The organism is Francisella sp. 19S2-4, from assembly GCF_036281795.1.
GTDB lineage: Bacteria > Pseudomonadota > Gammaproteobacteria > Francisellales > Francisellaceae > Francisella.
This window is the reverse complement of the sequence record NZ_JAWUZH010000018.1, coordinates 25,952-43,135: the sequence shown is the minus strand read 5'-3', so window position 1 is coordinate 43,135 and position 17,184 is coordinate 25,952. Positions and strand designations below refer to the sequence as shown.

Sequence of the window (17,184 nt, the reverse complement as noted above, 5' to 3'; positions counted from 1 at the left end):
TAAAATACTAATATCTGTAACATCTGTATTTTACAAAATATATCTAACAATTTGGGATATTAATTCAACAGTCTTTAGAATGTAATTTTTTGTAACATTAACAACTTTATAAATCAAATATAGTTTTGAACAAGATTATTATAAATAATCATTTAGTCCAGTATGACTCTTCTAAATCTCTAAATATAATTTTGTAACCCTGATACTCATACCATTTCAGTTTCTCTTTTATAAATTCTTTGCATGCATTAAAGTATTTTAATGGCGGTCTAAAATGTCCGCTTTTATTAGTAATTCTAATCTCATCATTATTAAGTATTATTTCTCCAGCCATTACAACAAAAAACTCATTTATATTACTTAATGTATAATCATCTTTATTAAACTCACCATTATGAACAAGAGTTGAATGCACTCTACTATCTCCAACAGAAATTCTCATTTCTAAATGATCAATACTCGTCCTATGACAAAAAATAGTAAATATATATGTGAAATTTTCTTTAAAAGGAGGGTAATGTTGACTATCATCTTGCAAATTCTCAAAAATACTACTATCAGACAATATAAAACTATTACCATGGATAGTTTTTGAAAACTCTGCCATTCTACCCTCCATTATCATCTTATTTGGATCATTATGTGTCAATGCAAGTGATCTATAATCAACTTCTTTCAAAATACTCTGAGCTACTAACCTATCTGGTGTTATTATTGTTAATCGACTTAAATAATATTTACATTCCTTAAGTGTGGCAAAATAACCTCCCTTATTCATATTACTAATCTCTTTCGCATAAAGAGATACATTATACTCAATAGCTTCATCTAAATATTCACTTATAGGTTGACCTATTTCTAGAAGAGAAAGTTCATTATTAATAATATATCTAATAGTCTCTAAATTAGATGCTCTATTAATATAGTATCTAGCACTTACCGCTCTTTGATGCTGATTATCAGTAAAAAAGTTTGTGAATCTATTTTTTATATAATTATCTAGCTCTTTCAATATATGAGCTTGTATTCTTCTAAAAGTTTGCTGATTTAGGTTTTTCATTAATACATTTTTTATCAATTAATAATAAAAGACTGTAATAATAAGAAATCTCTATAATATTTCTTAAATGCAAAATTTTGTAAATCTTAATTATTTAGAGATTGTCGCAAAAAACCTTAACACTATATACCCAGTAAGCCCTGATAATACCGATCCAATAATCACTCCGATCTTTATTGAATTTAATAGATGGCTATCATTAAAAGCTAAAGTTCCTATAAATAAGCTCATCGTAAAGCCAATTCCACAGAGTATACTAACCCCATATAACTGCATGTTTGAAAAAGACTCTCCTAACTTAAAAATCTTTAACTTCTTAAAAAGAGCTAATATAGAGAAAATACCTATTTGCTTACCTACAAATAAGCCTAAGATTATTCCTAAGGTTAGCGGTTCAAAAATAATTGAAAAGCTAATCCCAGAGAAGTTTATACCTGCATTAGCAAAGGCAAAAATAGGTAGTATAAAATAAATAACCCAAGGATATAGTGAATCTTCCATAAATTTCGCAGGCGAGTCTTTATCACCATCTCGATAAGGAATACATAGTGCAGTAACAAACCCTGCTAAAGTCGCATGCACACCTGACTTTATAGTACAGAACCAAGCCAAAAACCCTAGGACAACATAAATTGATGCTCTATTAATTCTTAAAACAAGACTACAAAAGATCATCATAAAAATAAAAAGTAACCCTAACGATAAAGAAATCAAAGATAAAGATTTTGAATAGAAAAAAGCTATTATAACTATCGCAGCTATATCATCAAAAATAGCAATAGTAACAACAAGCAACTTTAATTTTGCAGGAACTCTTGTCCCAAGTAACGCTAATATCCCTAGGGTAAAAGCAATATCTGTAGCAGAAGGAATTGCCCATCCATCGAGAATATGTGGATTATCAAAATTTATTAATAGATAAATTAAACTTGGTAATATTAATCCAGTGAAAGCAGCTATAGCAGGAGTTATTATATTTGATGGTTTAGAAAGAACCCCCGTAATCACCTCTCTCTTTATTTCTAAGCCAATATATAAAAAATATATAGCCATTAGACCATCGTTTATCCAATGTGTAAGACTTTTATCTATAACTAAATTCTCAACACCAAGTTTTACATTAACAGTGTCTAACATTCCATAGTATAAAGATAGTGGTGAGTTATTGACAAAAATAGCCAGTATAGCTGCTGAAAATAAGATTATTCCACCAATAATTTCTTGATTATTCGAATTAACACTCATATATACCGACTACTTTAAATACCTTATCTTTTTATTATCTAATAGCTTGGGGTATAATTCTACTTATGAAAAAAAGATTTTCATCAAAATGAAAAACCTTCCAAAATATTGGTATGCCATAGCCCATATAAAAGAGATCAAAGACAAACCTATCAAATTACAAAGGTTTGGTAAAAATCTCGTTGCCTGGAAATCTTCAGACAATATTATTGTAATGGAAAACCGTTGTCCTCATAGAGGTGCTGAATTAAGCTCAGGTAAAATCTGTAATAATTCTATAGTTTGTCCATTCCATGGTTTCAAATTTGATAGTAATGGTAGTTGCATATATACTCCTGAAACCAAAGGCGCCATACCAAAACTAAAAACAAAAGCATATCCTACAAAAGTCGTTGCTGATATGCTTTGGATTAATATTTTTGATGAAGAGATTGATAATAGTTATGCTTTTGAATTTATTCAAAAAACACATGATAAATTTAATGGTAAATACTCGCTTCTTATTGATACTTGGCAAAACAATATTCGTCACTGTATAGAAAATCAACTAGATTATACCCATTTAGCAACTGTACATAAAAAATCTATTGGTAGAGGATATCAGATCCCAGAAAATGTAACTTTAAATATTCAACCTGAGTATATTGAAGCAATTAAAAATGATCGCTTAATGCTAAAGTATATCTTGCCAAATTTTTGGCTTCTGAATAATTCTGATAAATTAAAAATCTGCGTTTATTTTGTTCCAATAAATGAACATGAAACAAAACTATATATTGTCAACTATCGTAGCTTTATGACAAATAAACTTATAAAACCTCTTGCTGATAAAATTTTTAGCATTACAAATAAGATAATTCTTAATGAAGATAAGAAGGTCGTAAAAACACAAAAGTTTGATGAAAATTATAATACTAATGACTTTCTCTTACGTCATGATCAAATCATCAAAGAATTTAGAAAAATTTGGAAAAACTAACTATTCTCTTTTAGTTCAATATATTAAATGGTATAAAACTATTACTACGACAATAACACTTCTATTAACTATGAAATATAACACTTGTATAAGATTACTCCATGCTATTTTAGCAACCTTAATAATTATTCAACTTATATTAGGATTTGGTTTTTCTTTTGGAATACTAAATTTTAGCTGGGTTATAGTATTGCATAAGTCTTTTGGGTTATTGACATTCTTTGTAATAATTATGTTAGTAATTGCTAGAGTTCTTAGTAAAAAACTTAGCTACAACCCTCCTTTACCTCTTATCCAACATATAATTGCTAAGATTGTCCACTTAGGAATATATATTTCAGCATTTGGAATGGCTACATCTGGCCTTCTTGGCTCAATGCTAATGAACTATCCTTGGAAGATATTTTTTATCCTCCCTTTTCCAGAAATATTTACGACAAATTATTCTTTAGGTATAAAAATATTCAGCTATCATTATGTATTTGCTAGTATTCTACTTGTATTAGTTGTACTACATATAGCTGCAGCCCTATACCATCAACTAATATTAAAAGACAATATACTAGCGAGAATGAAATAAATTCTCTTATAACCTTAAAGGAGTAATAAAACAAATATGTTACAAAAAAATCAACGTAAAGCTCTCTTTTTATCAAGCTTAGGCGGTATGCTTGAGTTTTATGATTTTATCATTTACGCCCTACTTGCAAGCTTTATTTCAAAGCTATTTTTTCCAACAGGATCAGCTATTACATCATTATTAATTGCCTTTAGTGCTTATGCTATAGGATATCTTGCTAGACCTTTAGGAGGAATTATATTTGGCCATTTTGGTGACAAATATGGTAGGAAGAAAACCTTTACAATTTCTATCCTTATTATGGCTTTATCTACGTTTATCATCGGAATACTACCAGCATATAGTCACGCTGGTATTATAGCTCCACTCTTACTTGTACTTTGTAGAGTAGCTCAAGGAGTATCTGTAGGAGGAGAAATCCCTGGTGCTATTACATATGTAGGTGAAATTGCTCCAGATAAAAAAGGCTTTGTTACAGGAACAATTTTTTGTTTCTTAATCTCTGGAGTAGCGATAGGCTTTATTGTTGAGAGCTTATTATTAGAGTATTTTAATAGTGATCAAATGCTATCATATGGCTGGCGTATACCTTTTATTCTAGGTGGAATATTTGGACTAATTGCTTACTATCTTAGACGTCAACTAATAGATATCAAAGAGTTTAATCCTTTTGTTAAAGAGGAGTTTTCTTTACCTATTACAAAAATGCTATTAACTCATCGTTGGAACTTAATATATGCTTCTATAATAGTTTCATTTGGAGCATTGTGTTTTGTAACTTTATTCTTATTATTACCATCATATTTTACAACTATACTAAATCTACATATAGAAAATTTCACATGGATTAATAGTCTTGGGGTAATTATCCTATCGATATTTTGCATAATTGTAGGCTTCTTCGCTGATAAGATTAATCGTACTTTTATTTTACTTATTAGTATTATAGCTACATGTGTTTTTAGCTTTATCATCTATAATACGTATGTTTATAATCAAGATTACTACTTTCTAGCTATTATAGTCAGCGCTATTTTAGCCGCACTTTGTTGGGGTAATATTCCTGCTATGCTTATTGATCTATTTAAGCAAGATGTTCGCTATACTGGAATAGGCTTTTCTTATAATATTGGCTTTGCGGTTTTTGGTGGCTTAACCCCAATGATAGTTATTAGTACAATTAAGTTCTCAGGTGATAAATTAGCTCCTGCTTATATACTTACTGCTGGGGCAATAATTACACTTATAGCAATGATTATAAATAAATTTATTCAAAGTAAATCAGCTTCAAATTAAAGATCTTTCTATATGATTTCAAACTCTTGTGAATGTCTTGTTTCAGGCATTTTATAAATAAGTGCAAGTGTAATGATAGAAGATATTATTAGGTAGAAACTTGGGGCATAATTAGAGTTAAATACCCCTGATAGCCATACACATATCATCGGAGTTGTACCAGCAAACAAGGCATTACCTGTATTATATGCTGCCGACATGCCACTATATCTATGATTAGTTGGGAAAAGCTCAGCAACTGTTATTTGGAAGGATGCAGTCATCGCAGATATTAAAATAGCTAATATTATTTCAGCTATTAATATACTTTCCAAACTACCTTTATTAAAGAATATAAACATTGGATAGCCCAATATAGCTAATAATAGTATTGGTATATAAAGTAGAGGTTTTCTGCCATAGATATCAGATAACCAACCAAAAAATGGTGATAAAGCAGCATAGAAACATGAGACGGCAACTGTTATAAACATGATTTTATTAACATTAAAGCCTCTATTAGAAATAAGAATATTTGGTAAGAATGTTGCCATCATATAATATGCAATACCAACATACCCTGTTAAAATGAAAGTCCAAATTAGAGGCATTTTAGGGCCATTTATAGCATCTTTTAAAGGTGTTTTACTAAGTTTGTTAGTATGTTTCATTTCTTTAAAGAAGGGGGACTCTTTAGCTTTTTTTTGAATTATTGTTGAAGATATAGCCAAAATCAAACCCATAAAAAAAGCTATTCGCCATCCATAAGCTAACATCTGTTGCTTAGTTAATATGCTTGATAAAACTCCTACAGTAGTCGCACTAAGTATTACACCTACTTGAGATGCTAATCCAGCTAAAGCTGTAGTTAAACCGCGATATTTTTCAGAAGCACTCTCTGCCAAGGCAACAAGTATTCCAGTATATTCACCACCTACTGAAAATCCTTGTAACATCCTAGCAAAGAGTAAAACTAAAATAGCCCATATCCCTGCTGATTGATAGGTTGGCATAAGAGTCATTAGTAACATAGGGATACACATTAATATCATACTTAACCTGATAGCATAACGCCTACCAAATCTATCACCGATAGAGCCTAATATAAACCCACCTAAAGGTCGCATAATATAACTAGCTGCAAAAATACCAAAAATTGTAATCATTGCTACAACTCGATCCTCCTTAGGGAAGAAAAGTATACTTAAATAGGTAGTTAAATAACCATATAGACAAAACTCAAACCACTCTAAAACTGCTCCTAAATTTATTATAGAAACTGTTTTTACTTTATCTTTAAAAGTTAGTTGCTGTATCATCCTAACTAATGTTTTTTTATGTATAGAATTTATTATATATAGATAGGGGATCAATTACATTGTTATTTTTCTAAATGGTAATTATTATCATTAAAAGCCTTGTAAAATAAGGTCTTTTGATACTAGTTTCTGATATCTAATTTATGTATATGTTATAATATATTTATAAGGTATTTATTTTGTTCGGTCTAAGAGTGCATGAATTCTCACTTTGTCAAAGTGTTATAAGTATTGCTGAGAAAGCAGCTAAAGATAACTCTAAAAAAGTGTCTAAAGTGATTGTCAAAATCGGTAATTTGGCGGGCGTGGATGTTGAGTCTTTTGAATTTTGGTTCCCAGTAGCTGCAAAAGAAAGTGTCCTAGAACAAGCAAAGCTAGAAATAATACATGAGCAAGCTATAGCAAAGTGCAAAGCTTGTGAAAATGAGTTTGAATTAACTAAGCTATACGAGCAATGCCCTAATTGTGGCGGTTTTGAGAAAGATATCCTCAAAGGTAAAGATATGCTCGTAGAGTCTATAGTTTTTAATTAAGGAGTAAATTATGTGTACAACTTGTGGATGTGGAACAGATAGCAATCATCATCACCATGGTCATGAAGGCGATGCTGTAAAACTAGAAAAAGCAATCCTAGATGCAAATGATAAGTATGCACAGCAAAATAGAGATGTATTAGCTAAAGGTAATAATATTGCTCTAAATTTTGTCTCAAGTCCTGGTTCTGGTAAGACATCTCTACTTGAGAGAACTATCAAAGAGCTTGGTGATAGTCACCCTATCGCAGTTGTTGAAGGTGATCAGCATACAGATCTAGATGCTGAGAGAATCCGTAAAGCTGGTGCAAAAGCTTATCAGATAAATACTGGTAAAGCTTGTCATTTAGATGCTCATATGGTTGGGCATGCTTTTGAACATCTTGGTGATATCAAGGATGGTTTTGTAATGATTGAGAATGTTGGTAATTTAATATGTCCAGCAATGTTTGATCTTGGTGAGAAGCATCGTGTTGCGGTTATCTCAACTACTGAGGGAGCTGACAAGCCACTTAAATACCCAGATATGTTTTATTATGCTGATGTGGTTGTTATCAATAAGATAGATCTATCCCCTTATGTGGATTTTGATATTCAAGAATGTATCACTAATATTAAAAAGATTCGTTCAGATGTAAAAATATTTGAGCTATCTGTAAAAACTGGTGCTGGTTTTAATAGCTGGTTGGATTGGTTGAGAGGTTTAAAGTAAATATAATGAATGATATTAGCTTGACTGAACAGAATTTTGAGAAAGTTAAGATATATATAAATAAGATTAGAGAATATATAGAGAATAATATTAGGTTTAATCAAATACTTATTCTACTAGATGAACAAGAAAGGTTAAGTTTTGATGTAAATGAAGATCTATATACTGTTATTTATGATGCTATCAAATTTAATTTTTCTAAGTCTATCTTAAATGATATAGAAGCTATTAAAGAGGCTTATTCTAATCCACAGACGTTAAATAATTATAAAAAAATAATTAATAACCAGTTTACTAAAATAATAAGGTCTATTAAGGCTAATGATGAAAAGCTATTAGATAATCTAATTAGTCTGAATTCCAGTAGTACAGAAACTAGAGTCTTAAAGAATACTTGCGAAAATTTTAGTAAAAGCCTTGGAAATATTTGTGCTAGTATTGGGGTAGTTAAAACGGGTATAAATATTATACAGTCGTTAGATTTGTTGAAAAATATAGGAGAGAATCTAGTTCTTATAGGTTCTAACGGCTCAGGTAAAAGTACTTTTTCGAGGAATCTAAAGCAAAAGATTCGTAAGGATTTTAATAATAACTCAACTATTGTTATTCCAGCTCAAAGAGCTTTTTTTAGTAATCAAAATAGCTCTATTCCTTTAGTGAAAGATGCTCAGCTATCATTATCTAAAGCTCAAAAACAAGATAGGTTACACAAAAAGGAAGTAGAAAAAGATGATTTAAATTCTGATTTTCAAAACTTAATAAATTACTTAATTGCTGAAGATCACAAAGTTGCTCATGATACCTACACAGGACTGACTAAAAATGATTCTATACTAAAGAAGACTATACGAATATGGGAAAGCCTAATTAATCATATAACCTTGAAATATGATGGGCAAGAAGTTATTACTGCTAGTAATCAAGGTAGTGATCCTTATCCATTTATGAGCTTGAGTGATGGTGAGAAAAGTATTTTTTATTGTATTGCTAATGTTCTTACTGTGGAGAAGAATGGTTATATCATAGTTGATGAACCAGAAAGTCATCTAAATATGAATATAGTAAATAAATTATGGGATAAATTAGAAGAAATTAGGTCTGACTGTCAGTTTATCTATTTAACTCATATACCTGGTTTTGCAACTGCCAGAAATAATGCAAGAATATTTTGGGTTAGAAACTATAATGCTCTATCAAATCATTGGGATTATGATGAGATAAGTAATGATAATGGAAGTTTACCTAAAGAGTTAGTTGTTGAACTTATTGGTAGTAAAAAGCCTATATTATTTTGTGAAGGAAATGATCGAACAAGTCTAGATTATAAACTTTATTCAATCTTGTTTACTAATTATACTGTTATACCTGCAGGAGGACATAAACAAGTAACTGCATATTGTAAGTCTTTTAATAATCAGAAAAAGTTATTTTGTAATGAGGCAGTTGCCATAGTTGATAAAGACTACTACTCTGAAGAATATAGAAAAAAGCTCTTGAGAAAAAGTATCTTCATGTTGGATGTTAGAGAAATAGAAAGTCTTTTATGCGATGAGGAAATATTAAAATGCTTTTCTGATAATATTGATGATATAAAAAAACAAATATTCAAAAGTGTAGAATCTGAATTTGAAAATGAAGCTATGGCTTATACAAAACATAATGTGAGTATAATTTATGACAAAGCTTTAAGAATTAGTGAAAATCTAAACGATATTAAGAATAAGATAATAACAAATATAGAAAGTACATTAGAGCCAGATAAATACTATAGCGAGCACAAAAAACGTTTAGAAGGAATAGTATCAGATTACAATTACGATCAATTGTTAAAGCATTTTGATGGTAAAAAAATCATTAATATTATAGAAAAATATAAAGGAATTAATGATTATACGGATCAAGCAATTAATGAGATTAATAACAGCCAAAGTCTTCTTAAATCTTTAGAAAACAAGTATTTTTTAGATATTAAAAAACTTAAAAAGGAGAACCAATGAAAACACTAGAACAAGGACAGTTAGCTCCAAACTTTAAACTAGAAAATCAAAATAATGAAGAAGTATCATTAAGTGATTTTAAAGGTAAAAAGAATGTCTTAATTTACTTCTACCCAAAAGCGATGACTCCAGGTTGTACAACTCAATCTATCGGTCTAAGTAGTATTAATGACAAACTAGCTAAGCTTGATGCTGTGGTTCTAGGTATTAGTCCAGATGCTCCAAAACGCCTCAAGAAATTTGAAGAAAGAGATAACCTAACAGTACAACTTCTAAGTGATGAAGATCACAAAGTTGCTGAACAGTTTGGTGTCTGGGGCGAGAAGAAGTTTATGGGCAAAGTATATGATGGTATTCATAGAATTAGCTTCTTTATCGACAAAGATGGTAAGATCAATCATGTGTTTGATAAGTTTAAAACGAAAGAGCATCATGAGATTGTCTTAGAGTATATTGAGAATTATAAAAATTCATAATTTTAATTCTCCTTTGGTACGAAGGGGTGGCAGTCGCAGACTGATGGGGTAGTACTTTTGACTAGTGTCCCTCCTCTAGTTTAGAGGAGGTTAGGAGGAGTCTATAAAAAACTCTCTCCCACCCTCTATCTTAATAAAAGATAGGTGACCACACCCCGCCAACAAGTTGGTCCCTTTTCAAGAGGCGAGTTTTAAAAAGACCAACGGAGACTACGGTCGCCCTTCGACTTCGTGGTTACTGAGTATAGTCGAATGTGCTCAGTAACTGGAAGGATGATAGAAAAAGAAATAGTGTCATTCTATGGCTTGACCATAGAATCCAAAAATTATGGAGAAAATCTATAGTTTGACAATGGATACTACGGTCGGAACCGTAGTATGACTAACAATTTTAATTAGGCTGGTAAATACCCACCACAAGAGGGAAAAATGCAACAAGTCATAACAAAAATTCTTGTCAATGGTATAGTCCAAGGAGTTGGATTCCGCCCTTTTATCTATTGTCTTGCCAAAGATATGGATTTGTGTGGCTCGGTGCAAAATACTCCTAATGGTGTTGAAATAATTCTACAATGTAATGAGTATATCGCGGATGGCTTTATAGCTGATATGCAGGCAAAACTACCGCCACTAGCTAGTATAGAAACTTTTGAAAAGACTACTTACCAAACTGAAACTAAATTTACAGATTTTAAAATATTAGAAACTTTACAAGGTAGTTCGGCAACCAAGATTCCAGCTGATACAGCTATTTGTGATTTATGCTTAGATGATATTTTTAACCCTAAAAGTCGCTACTATTTATATCCATATACTAGCTGTACTCATTGTGGGCCTCGCTTTAGCACAATACAAAGCTTACCTTATGATAGAGATAAAACTACTTATAAAGATTTTGTATTATGTAATGATTGTATAGCCAGTTATACAAATCCATTAGATAGACATTATCATGCCCAAACCGTTGCATGCTCTAAGTGTGGCCCAAAATTATCATATTCTTTTGAAGGAATATCCCAAGCTATCAAAGCTGGTAAAATCATCGCTATAAAAAGTCAAAATGGTTTTAAATTAGTTGTTGATGCTACAAATACTCAATCAGTCGAAGAACTCCGCAGAAGAAAACATCGGCCTAATAAACCTTTTGCGCTAATGGCTCTAAATGCCCAAAGTATACAAGAGTATTTTGCAGAGGTTACTCTACAGCAAGATGAGTTACTAAACACTACTATTCGACCTATTGTTTTACTTAAAAGACATTCTAGTAGCAATATTAGCTCATCTATTGCACCTAATATAAATCAGCTTGGTTTTATGCTCCCAACTACTGGGACTGACTATATCCTTTTTCATCATCTACTAAACCAACCTACTGGCTCTAGCTGGCTTAATGAGGATTATGATTTAGCATTGATAGTTACAAGTGCAAATATATCTGGTGAAAGTATTATTGCTGATAATAAAGAAGCTCACAAAAAACTCAAAGATATCGCTGATCTAATAGTTACAGATAATCGTGATATTGCAATAAAAAGTGATGACAGTGTCTTTTATACTGTTATAGGTAAAAATCTACCAATTAGAAGATCTCAAGGCCTTGTACCACAATCAATACAGCTATCTGAAAGCTTACCAAATATATTAGCTACAGGAGCATTTTTAAAGAATACCTTTTGCTTTATCAAAGATAATCAAGCTTTTGTATCGCAACATATTGGTGATATGGATAGCCAAGCTAATATAGAGTTTTTTGAGCAGTCTTTAGAGCATTTCCAAAATATGTTTGGACTTAAGTTTGATGGTGTTGCTTGTGATTTACATCCCGATATTTATACTACGCATTTTGCGCAGAAGTTTAATCTACCGATTTATCAGATTCAGCATCATCAAGCCCACCTAGCAGCTGTAATTGCTGAGCATAATTTGCAAGGTCAAGCTATAGGCTTAGTACTAGATGGTTTTGGTTTAGGTGAGGATGGTTTAGCTAGAGGTGGTGAACTTTATCATTGTGATATTGATAACTTAGAGTTTAATCGCATTGGTGAGTTAGATCCTATCGAATATATCGGTGGTGACAAGGTAGCTAAAGAGCCTTGGCGAATGGCTCTTGCAGTATGTCATAAATACGATCTTGAGATACCAAACCATATCAAAGAATTCTCACAGGCTGCGAACCTTATTAAACTTTTGCAAAATGACTTATTACCAAAAGGTAAAACTACCAGTATGGGCAGACTCTTTGATGCTGTTTCCAGCCTACTTAATATTTGTCATATAAATAGCTATGAAGCCCAGGGTGCAATGGAATTAGAGTCATTAACTAACCAAATAATCGTTGAAGAAGATCTATTTGAAATATCTGATGAGAATAGATTGGTTTTAGAAAAACTATTCAAAAAAATTATTAAAGCTAATAATAAATCTATAGCTAGTAATTTATGGCATGGCACTTTAGCTTATGCTTTAGTTGAATGGGTTAATAAATCAGCTCAAGAGAAAAATATAAAAACAATAATACTCAGTGGTGGCTGTTTTCAAAATAAACTACTACTTACTGAGGTTTATAGTCAACTTAAAAGGTTGAATCTTAATGTCTATATCTCAGAAAAAGTGCCACTAAATGACGGTGGTATAAGTCTTGGACAAGCTTGGCTTGGAGCCAAAAAATTTAAAAAAGGTGAAGTAAAATGTGTTTAGCAATACCTGCAGAAATTGTAGAAATAAAACCAGAAAATCAAGCAACTGTAAATGTTGGTGGAGTCAAAAAAGAAATCTCACTAGCTCTACTTGCTGATAGTGTCGAGATCGGTGATTTTGTAATAATTCACGTTGGCTTTGCATTAAGTAAATTAGACAAAGAAATGGCCCAACAGACTCTTAAAGATCTCGAAGAAATGTTACAATATAAGTAAGGGGTAATGTTATGGATTACATACAAGAATTTAGGGCCCCGAAAGTTGCAAAAAGTCTTTTACAACAAATCGCTAAAGAAGTTGACCCTAATAGACAATACAATCTGATGGAGTTTTGTGGTGGGCATACGCATGCTTTACACCGTTATGGTATTCCTAGCCTATTACCTGCAAATGTCAAAATGATACATGGACCAGGTTGTCCAGTTTGTGTACTACCGATCAAAAGAGTTGATCAAGCAATATTTTTGGCATCACAAAAAGATGTAATATTTTGTAGTTATGCTGATATGATTCGCGTCCCGGGATCTCACCAAGATAGTCTAATCAAAGCTAAAGCGCGTGGTGCTGATGTGCGCATGATCTACTCAGTAGAAGATGCTCTAAAATTAGCTGAAGAGAATCCTAATAAAAAGATTATATTCTTTGCTATTGGCTTTGAAACAACTACGCCACCAACTGCTGTAGCTATACAACTTGCAATAGCTAAAAAATTAGATAATTTTCTAATATTTTGTAACCATGTACTTACACCTATAGCTATGCAAGCTATCTTATCTGAAGATGTTAAGATCGATGGTTTTTTAGGTCCATCTCATGTCAGTGTAATTATTGGTAGTAATGCTTATGATAAGGTAACCAAAAAGTACCAAAAACCAATGGTTGTAGCTGGCTTTGAACCTTTAGATGTACTGCAATCTATACTTATGCTTATCAAGATGATAAATGCCGGTAAAACTGGCGTAGAGAACCAGTATACAAGAGCTGTAGTACCAAATGGTAATCAGCTAGCACAAAACTTAATATCTCAATACCTAACAATTAGAGATACTTTTGAATGGCGTGGACTTGGATATATTCCAAATAGTGCTTTAGAAATAAAAGATGAATACTCAAAATTTGATGCTGAAAAATACTATCAAATACCTGAAGTGCAAGGACTAGAGCATAAACAATGTGCTTGTCCTGATATTCTAAGAGGTCTAAAAGAGCCGAAAGATTGTAAGCTGTTTGGTGTGGTTTGTACTCCAGAACAACCAATGGGAGCATGTATGGTTTCATCTGAAGGTGCTTGTGCAGCACATTATCAATACGGAGACTAAAATGGCTGTGAAATTAAATATAAAAAATGGTGTAGTTGATCTAGCAATGGGGGCTGGTGGTAAAGCTATGCATCATTTAATAGAGCAGATGATTAAAAAAAGCTTTGATAGTCAATTTTTAGCTCAAGCAGAAGATCAAGCTGTACTACCACAGATAAATGGTAAAATCGCGATGACTACAGATAGCTATGTTATTACACCGTATTTTTTCAGTGGTGGTAATATTGGTAGTCTTGCAATTCATGGAACAGTTAATGATCTAGTTGTTGGTGGTGCTAAACCACTATATATATCTGTAGGGTTTATATTAGAGGAAGGTCTACCTCTTAAAGATCTAAAAATAATTTTAGACTCTATGGCAGAGGCTGCTAAAAATGCTAATGTCCAAATTGTAACTGGTGATACTAAAGTTGTAGAGAAAGGTAAAGGTGATGGTATCTTTATCAATACAACAGGAGTTGGTGTAATTCGTGATGATTTTGTCACTAGAGATACTCTTGAAGATGGTGATGAGATTATCATAAATGGCTCTCTAGGTGATCATGGTGTCGCTGTGATGTCACAACGTGCTGGACTAGATTTCCAGTGCAAAGTAGTAAGCGATGCAACATCCTTAGATGACCTTGTTGAATCAATCTATAAAAATAACTGTAAAGTAAAGACAATGCGTGATCCTACTCGTGGAGGGGTCGGCGCAACACTTAATGAATGGGCTAACCAACATAATGTAGCTATTGAGATAGATGAGGAAAAACTTCCTATATCTAGAGAAGTTCAATCAGCGTGTGAGCTACTTGGCTTAGATCCATTATATATCGCCAATGAAGGCAAAGTTTTAATCGCTTGTAAGCCTAGTCAAACTCAAAAGGTTTTAGACTGCTTAAGGGGACATCCATTAGGAGAAAATGCCCAAGTGATAGCAACCGTAAGAAAAAGTGAGCAACCACAAGTATTTATGAAAACCACATTTGGTGGCAAAAGACGCGTGGATTGGTTAAGTGGTGAGCAATTACCAAGAATATGTTAAGGAGAGTAACATGAGTCAGTTTTATTTTTTAAAACATGATGATCTAGATAGGATGATTTCTTACTTCTCAGGGCAAGGCTATGAAGTTATGGCCCCTGCAGTTAGAGATAAATCTATTGTTTATGACAATATAAATAATGCAAGTGATCTTCCATGGGGTTATGTAGATATACAAGAGCCTGCAAAATATGAAGTCATCAAAACAGATACAAAAAAAGCTTTTGGTTGGAGTGTACCTGTCCAATCTGTTAAGCCAATGCTTTTTGAAGAGAAAGAAACACTCTGGAAAGTTTCACGTGACGAAAATGGTAAGCTAGCCTTTAACCAAAGCTTAAATAATAAAAAATATGCTGTACTAGGTGTTAGACCTTGTGATCTAAGAGCTATTGAAATTCAAGATAGAGTTTTTGTTGAAAATGCTTATCAAGATGTACGCTATAAAGCTAGAAGAGAAGCTATGTTTATCGTAGCTGCAAACTGTACTACAGCACATAGTAACTGTTTCTGTATCGCTCTAGGTGATAAACCAGAGGCTGATAAAGGTTTTGATCTAGCTATGACAGAAATTGAGAACGGTTTTGTGATAGAGACTGGTAGTGATAAAGGCAGACAAACAATATTAGCGCTACAGTTAGAGCCAGCAACCGGTGCTCAAACATACCAAGCTGAACAAAAAGTAAAAGCTGTGTATGGTATGCAACAAAAAACTCTACCTCCAATAGCTCAAGTAGAAAAAGCACTAACTAGCTCATACGATCATCCACAATGGGATGATGTTGCAGAGAGATGTCTATCTTGTGGTAGCTGTACGCAATCATGCCCTACTTGCTTCTGCCACACAGAAAAAGAGCAACCGAGCTTAGATGGTAAAGAAAGTGAGCATACACGTGAATGGGATTCATGCTTTGGTCTAGATCATAGCTATACTCATGGTGAACTATATCGTGAAGAGCCAAAACACAGATATCGCCAATGGCTAACTCACAAGTTTGGTACTTGGAAAGAGCAGTTTAAGACTAAAGGCTGTGTTGGTTGTGGCCGTTGTGTCACATGGTGCCCTGTAAAAATTGATGTTACAGAAGAAATTAACGCTATTTGTGAGGAGAAATAATTATGATATACCCACAAGATGCTTATTTACCTCATGAAGCTGAGATAGTTGAGTTTATCCAAGATGCTGATGATATTTTTACTCTACGTTTACGCTTTGTAGATGAAGAGTTACGCAAAAATTATAAGTTTCATCCTGGTCAGTTTAATATGCTGTATCTGTATGGTGTTGGTGAAGTAGCTATATCTATTGTTAATGATAGAAATTTTGCTGATGATATCTTTGAGCATACTATCCAAGTAGTTGGGCGTATAACTAAAGGCATGAACAAGCTAAAAACAGGCGAAACTATCGGCGTGAGAGGTCCTTTTGGTAGCTCTTGGCCAGTAGAACAAGCTAAAGGTAAAGATGTTGTAATCATGACAGGTGGTCTTGGTAATGCTCCTCTAGTTGCAGCAACAGAAGAGATTATGAAAGATAGAGATAACTATGGCAAAGTATATGTCGTGCAAGGTATTCGTGATACTTCTGGACTTATCTATCAAGATAAATATACCAACTGGAATAACCAGCCAAATACACAAGTACTTCTAGCTGCTACAGCTGGAGAGCCTCATGGTCCATGGAAATGGTATGATGGCTTTGTAACCGCAGCAATTCCAGATTTAGACATTGATTATGCAAATACTTATGTAATGAGTGTTGGTCCTGAAATTATGATGAAAAATGTTGCTAAAGAATTTGCTAAAGTTGGCGTGCCAGAAGAGCAAATATTTGTCAGCTTAGAGAGAAGCATGAAGTGTGCTATCGGACATTGTGGTCATTGCCAAATGGGCAAAGAATTTGTCTGTAAAGATGGTGCTGTATATGCTTATCCAGCTGTTAAAAAACTGTTAGAAATAAAAGGAGTATAAT

16 protein-coding genes are annotated in these 17,184 nt (G+C 32.7%); 13 read left to right on the top strand and 3 right to left on the bottom strand.

The window, feature by feature from the left end; genetic code table 11:
- Positions 1 to 148: 148 nt before the first annotated feature.
- Together R8535_RS05555 and nhaA are read right to left on the bottom strand one after the other, a co-directional pair.
- Positions 149 to 1,060 (bottom strand): hypothetical protein, encoded by a 912-nt coding sequence (locus tag R8535_RS05555; protein ID WP_329497194.1) that lies wholly within the window; start codon positions 1,058 to 1,060, stop codon positions 149 to 151.
- 90 nt (positions 1,061 to 1,150) lie between these two features.
- Positions 1,151 to 2,305 carry a Na+/H+ antiporter NhaA gene (gene nhaA, locus R8535_RS05550; protein WP_329497196.1) on the bottom strand — a complete coding sequence of 385 codons (1,155 nt, stop codon included), beginning with the start codon at positions 2,303 to 2,305 and terminating at the stop codon, positions 1,151 to 1,153.
- A gap of 88 nt (positions 2,306 to 2,393) precedes the next feature.
- Between nhaA and R8535_RS05545 the strand changes: the two genes are divergently transcribed.
- The 3 genes from R8535_RS05545 to R8535_RS05535 all read left to right on the top strand — a co-directional run bounded on the left by R8535_RS05545 (position 2,394) and on the right by R8535_RS05535 (position 5,160).
- On the top strand, positions 2,394 to 3,284 hold the full coding sequence (locus R8535_RS05545) for a Rieske 2Fe-2S domain-containing protein (protein ID WP_329497198.1): 891 nt from the start codon (positions 2,394 to 2,396) through the stop codon (positions 3,282 to 3,284).
- A gap of 70 nt (positions 3,285 to 3,354) precedes the next feature.
- Complete coding sequence (locus R8535_RS05540; protein WP_329497200.1) at positions 3,355 to 3,864, top strand: cytochrome b; 510 nt, start codon at positions 3,355 to 3,357, stop codon at positions 3,862 to 3,864.
- A 36-nt stretch (positions 3,865 to 3,900) separates the two neighbouring features.
- Positions 3,901 to 5,160, top strand: a complete 1,260-nt coding sequence (locus R8535_RS05535; RefSeq protein WP_329497202.1) for an MFS transporter — start codon at positions 3,901 to 3,903, stop codon at positions 5,158 to 5,160.
- An 8-nt stretch (positions 5,161 to 5,168) separates the two neighbouring features.
- Here the strand turns inward: R8535_RS05535 and R8535_RS05530 are convergent, their stop codons facing one another.
- Entirely contained in the window at positions 5,169 to 6,458 is a 1,290-nt protein-coding gene (locus tag R8535_RS05530; RefSeq protein ID WP_329497204.1) for an MFS transporter, read from the bottom strand.
- Between the two features lie 179 nt (positions 6,459 to 6,637).
- On the opposite strand from R8535_RS05530, the gene hypA reads away from it, so the two are divergent.
- From hypA to R8535_RS05480, 10 genes are all read left to right on the top strand, one after another.
- On the top strand, positions 6,638 to 6,991 hold the full coding sequence (gene hypA, locus R8535_RS05525) for a hydrogenase maturation nickel metallochaperone HypA (protein ID WP_329497205.1): 354 nt from the start codon (positions 6,638 to 6,640) through the stop codon (positions 6,989 to 6,991).
- A 10-nt stretch (positions 6,992 to 7,001) separates the two neighbouring features.
- Positions 7,002 to 7,703, top strand: coding sequence for a hydrogenase nickel incorporation protein HypB (gene hypB / locus R8535_RS05520; RefSeq protein ID WP_329497207.1), 702 nt, complete (start codon positions 7,002 to 7,004; stop codon positions 7,701 to 7,703).
- A gap of 5 nt (positions 7,704 to 7,708) precedes the next feature.
- On the top strand, positions 7,709 to 9,700 hold the full coding sequence (locus R8535_RS05515; RefSeq protein WP_329497209.1) for a DUF4435 domain-containing protein: 1,992 nt from the start codon (positions 7,709 to 7,711) through the stop codon (positions 9,698 to 9,700).
- On the top strand, positions 9,697 to 10,176 hold the full coding sequence (bcp, locus tag R8535_RS05510; protein ID WP_329497211.1) for a thioredoxin-dependent thiol peroxidase: 480 nt from the start codon (positions 9,697 to 9,699) through the stop codon (positions 10,174 to 10,176). The genes R8535_RS05515 and bcp overlap by 4 nt, the downstream gene beginning before the upstream one ends.
- Before the next feature lie 429 nt (positions 10,177 to 10,605).
- A complete protein-coding gene (gene hypF / locus R8535_RS05505) occupies positions 10,606 to 12,873 on the top strand; it encodes a carbamoyltransferase HypF (RefSeq protein WP_329497213.1) in 2,268 nt (755 codons plus the stop codon).
- A complete protein-coding gene (locus R8535_RS05500; RefSeq protein ID WP_329497215.1) occupies positions 12,864 to 13,088 on the top strand; it encodes a HypC/HybG/HupF family hydrogenase formation chaperone in 225 nt (74 codons plus the stop codon). The genes hypF and R8535_RS05500 overlap by 10 nt, the downstream gene beginning before the upstream one ends.
- Positions 13,089 to 13,099: 11 nt before the next feature.
- Positions 13,100 to 14,191 carry a hydrogenase formation protein HypD gene (gene hypD, locus R8535_RS05495; RefSeq protein WP_329497217.1) on the top strand — a complete coding sequence of 364 codons (1,092 nt, stop codon included), beginning with the start codon at positions 13,100 to 13,102 and terminating at the stop codon, positions 14,189 to 14,191.
- A 1-nt stretch (position 14,192) separates the two neighbouring features.
- Positions 14,193 to 15,218 (top strand): hydrogenase expression/formation protein HypE, encoded by a 1,026-nt coding sequence (gene hypE / locus R8535_RS05490; protein ID WP_329497219.1) that lies wholly within the window; start codon positions 14,193 to 14,195, stop codon positions 15,216 to 15,218.
- A gap of 10 nt (positions 15,219 to 15,228) precedes the next feature.
- A complete protein-coding gene (locus tag R8535_RS05485) occupies positions 15,229 to 16,329 on the top strand; it encodes a 4Fe-4S dicluster domain-containing protein (protein WP_329497221.1) in 1,101 nt (366 codons plus the stop codon).
- A gap of 2 nt (positions 16,330 to 16,331) precedes the next feature.
- On the top strand, positions 16,332 to 17,183 hold the full coding sequence (locus R8535_RS05480) for an FAD/NAD(P)-binding protein (RefSeq protein WP_329497223.1): 852 nt from the start codon (positions 16,332 to 16,334) through the stop codon (positions 17,181 to 17,183).
- Position 17,184: the final 1 nt, after the last annotated feature.

Bases quoted from the DNA above. Each gene is read 5' to 3' on its own strand.
- hypE (WP_329497219.1), top strand. From the start codon at position 14,193: ATGGCTGTGAAATTAAATATAAAAAATGGTGTAGTTGATCTAGCAATG.
- R8535_RS05480 (WP_329497223.1), top strand. From the start codon at position 16,332: ATGATATACCCACAAGATGCTTATTTACCTCATGAAGCTGAGATAGTT.
- hypF (WP_329497213.1), top strand. From the start codon at position 10,606: ATGCAACAAGTCATAACAAAAATTCTTGTCAATGGTATAGTCCAAGGA.
- hypB (WP_329497207.1), top strand. From the start codon at position 7,002: ATGTGTACAACTTGTGGATGTGGAACAGATAGCAATCATCATCACCAT.
- R8535_RS05530 (WP_329497204.1), bottom strand. From the start codon at position 6,458: ATGATACAGCAACTAACTTTTAAAGATAAAGTAAAAACAGTTTCTATA.
- R8535_RS05555 (WP_329497194.1), bottom strand. From the start codon at position 1,060: ATGAAAAACCTAAATCAGCAAACTTTTAGAAGAATACAAGCTCATATA.
- R8535_RS05535 (WP_329497202.1), top strand. From the start codon at position 3,901: ATGTTACAAAAAAATCAACGTAAAGCTCTCTTTTTATCAAGCTTAGGC.
- nhaA (WP_329497196.1), bottom strand. From the start codon at position 2,305: ATGAGTGTTAATTCGAATAATCAAGAAATTATTGGTGGAATAATCTTA.
- R8535_RS05515 (WP_329497209.1), top strand. From the start codon at position 7,709: ATGAATGATATTAGCTTGACTGAACAGAATTTTGAGAAAGTTAAGATA.
- bcp (WP_329497211.1), top strand. From the start codon at position 9,697: ATGAAAACACTAGAACAAGGACAGTTAGCTCCAAACTTTAAACTAGAA.
- R8535_RS05500 (WP_329497215.1), top strand. From the start codon at position 12,864: ATGTGTTTAGCAATACCTGCAGAAATTGTAGAAATAAAACCAGAAAAT.
- R8535_RS05485 (WP_329497221.1), top strand. From the start codon at position 15,229: ATGAGTCAGTTTTATTTTTTAAAACATGATGATCTAGATAGGATGATT.
- R8535_RS05545 (WP_329497198.1), top strand. From the start codon at position 2,394: ATGAAAAACCTTCCAAAATATTGGTATGCCATAGCCCATATAAAAGAG.
- hypD (WP_329497217.1), top strand. From the start codon at position 13,100: ATGGATTACATACAAGAATTTAGGGCCCCGAAAGTTGCAAAAAGTCTT.
- R8535_RS05540 (WP_329497200.1), top strand. From the start codon at position 3,355: ATGAAATATAACACTTGTATAAGATTACTCCATGCTATTTTAGCAACC.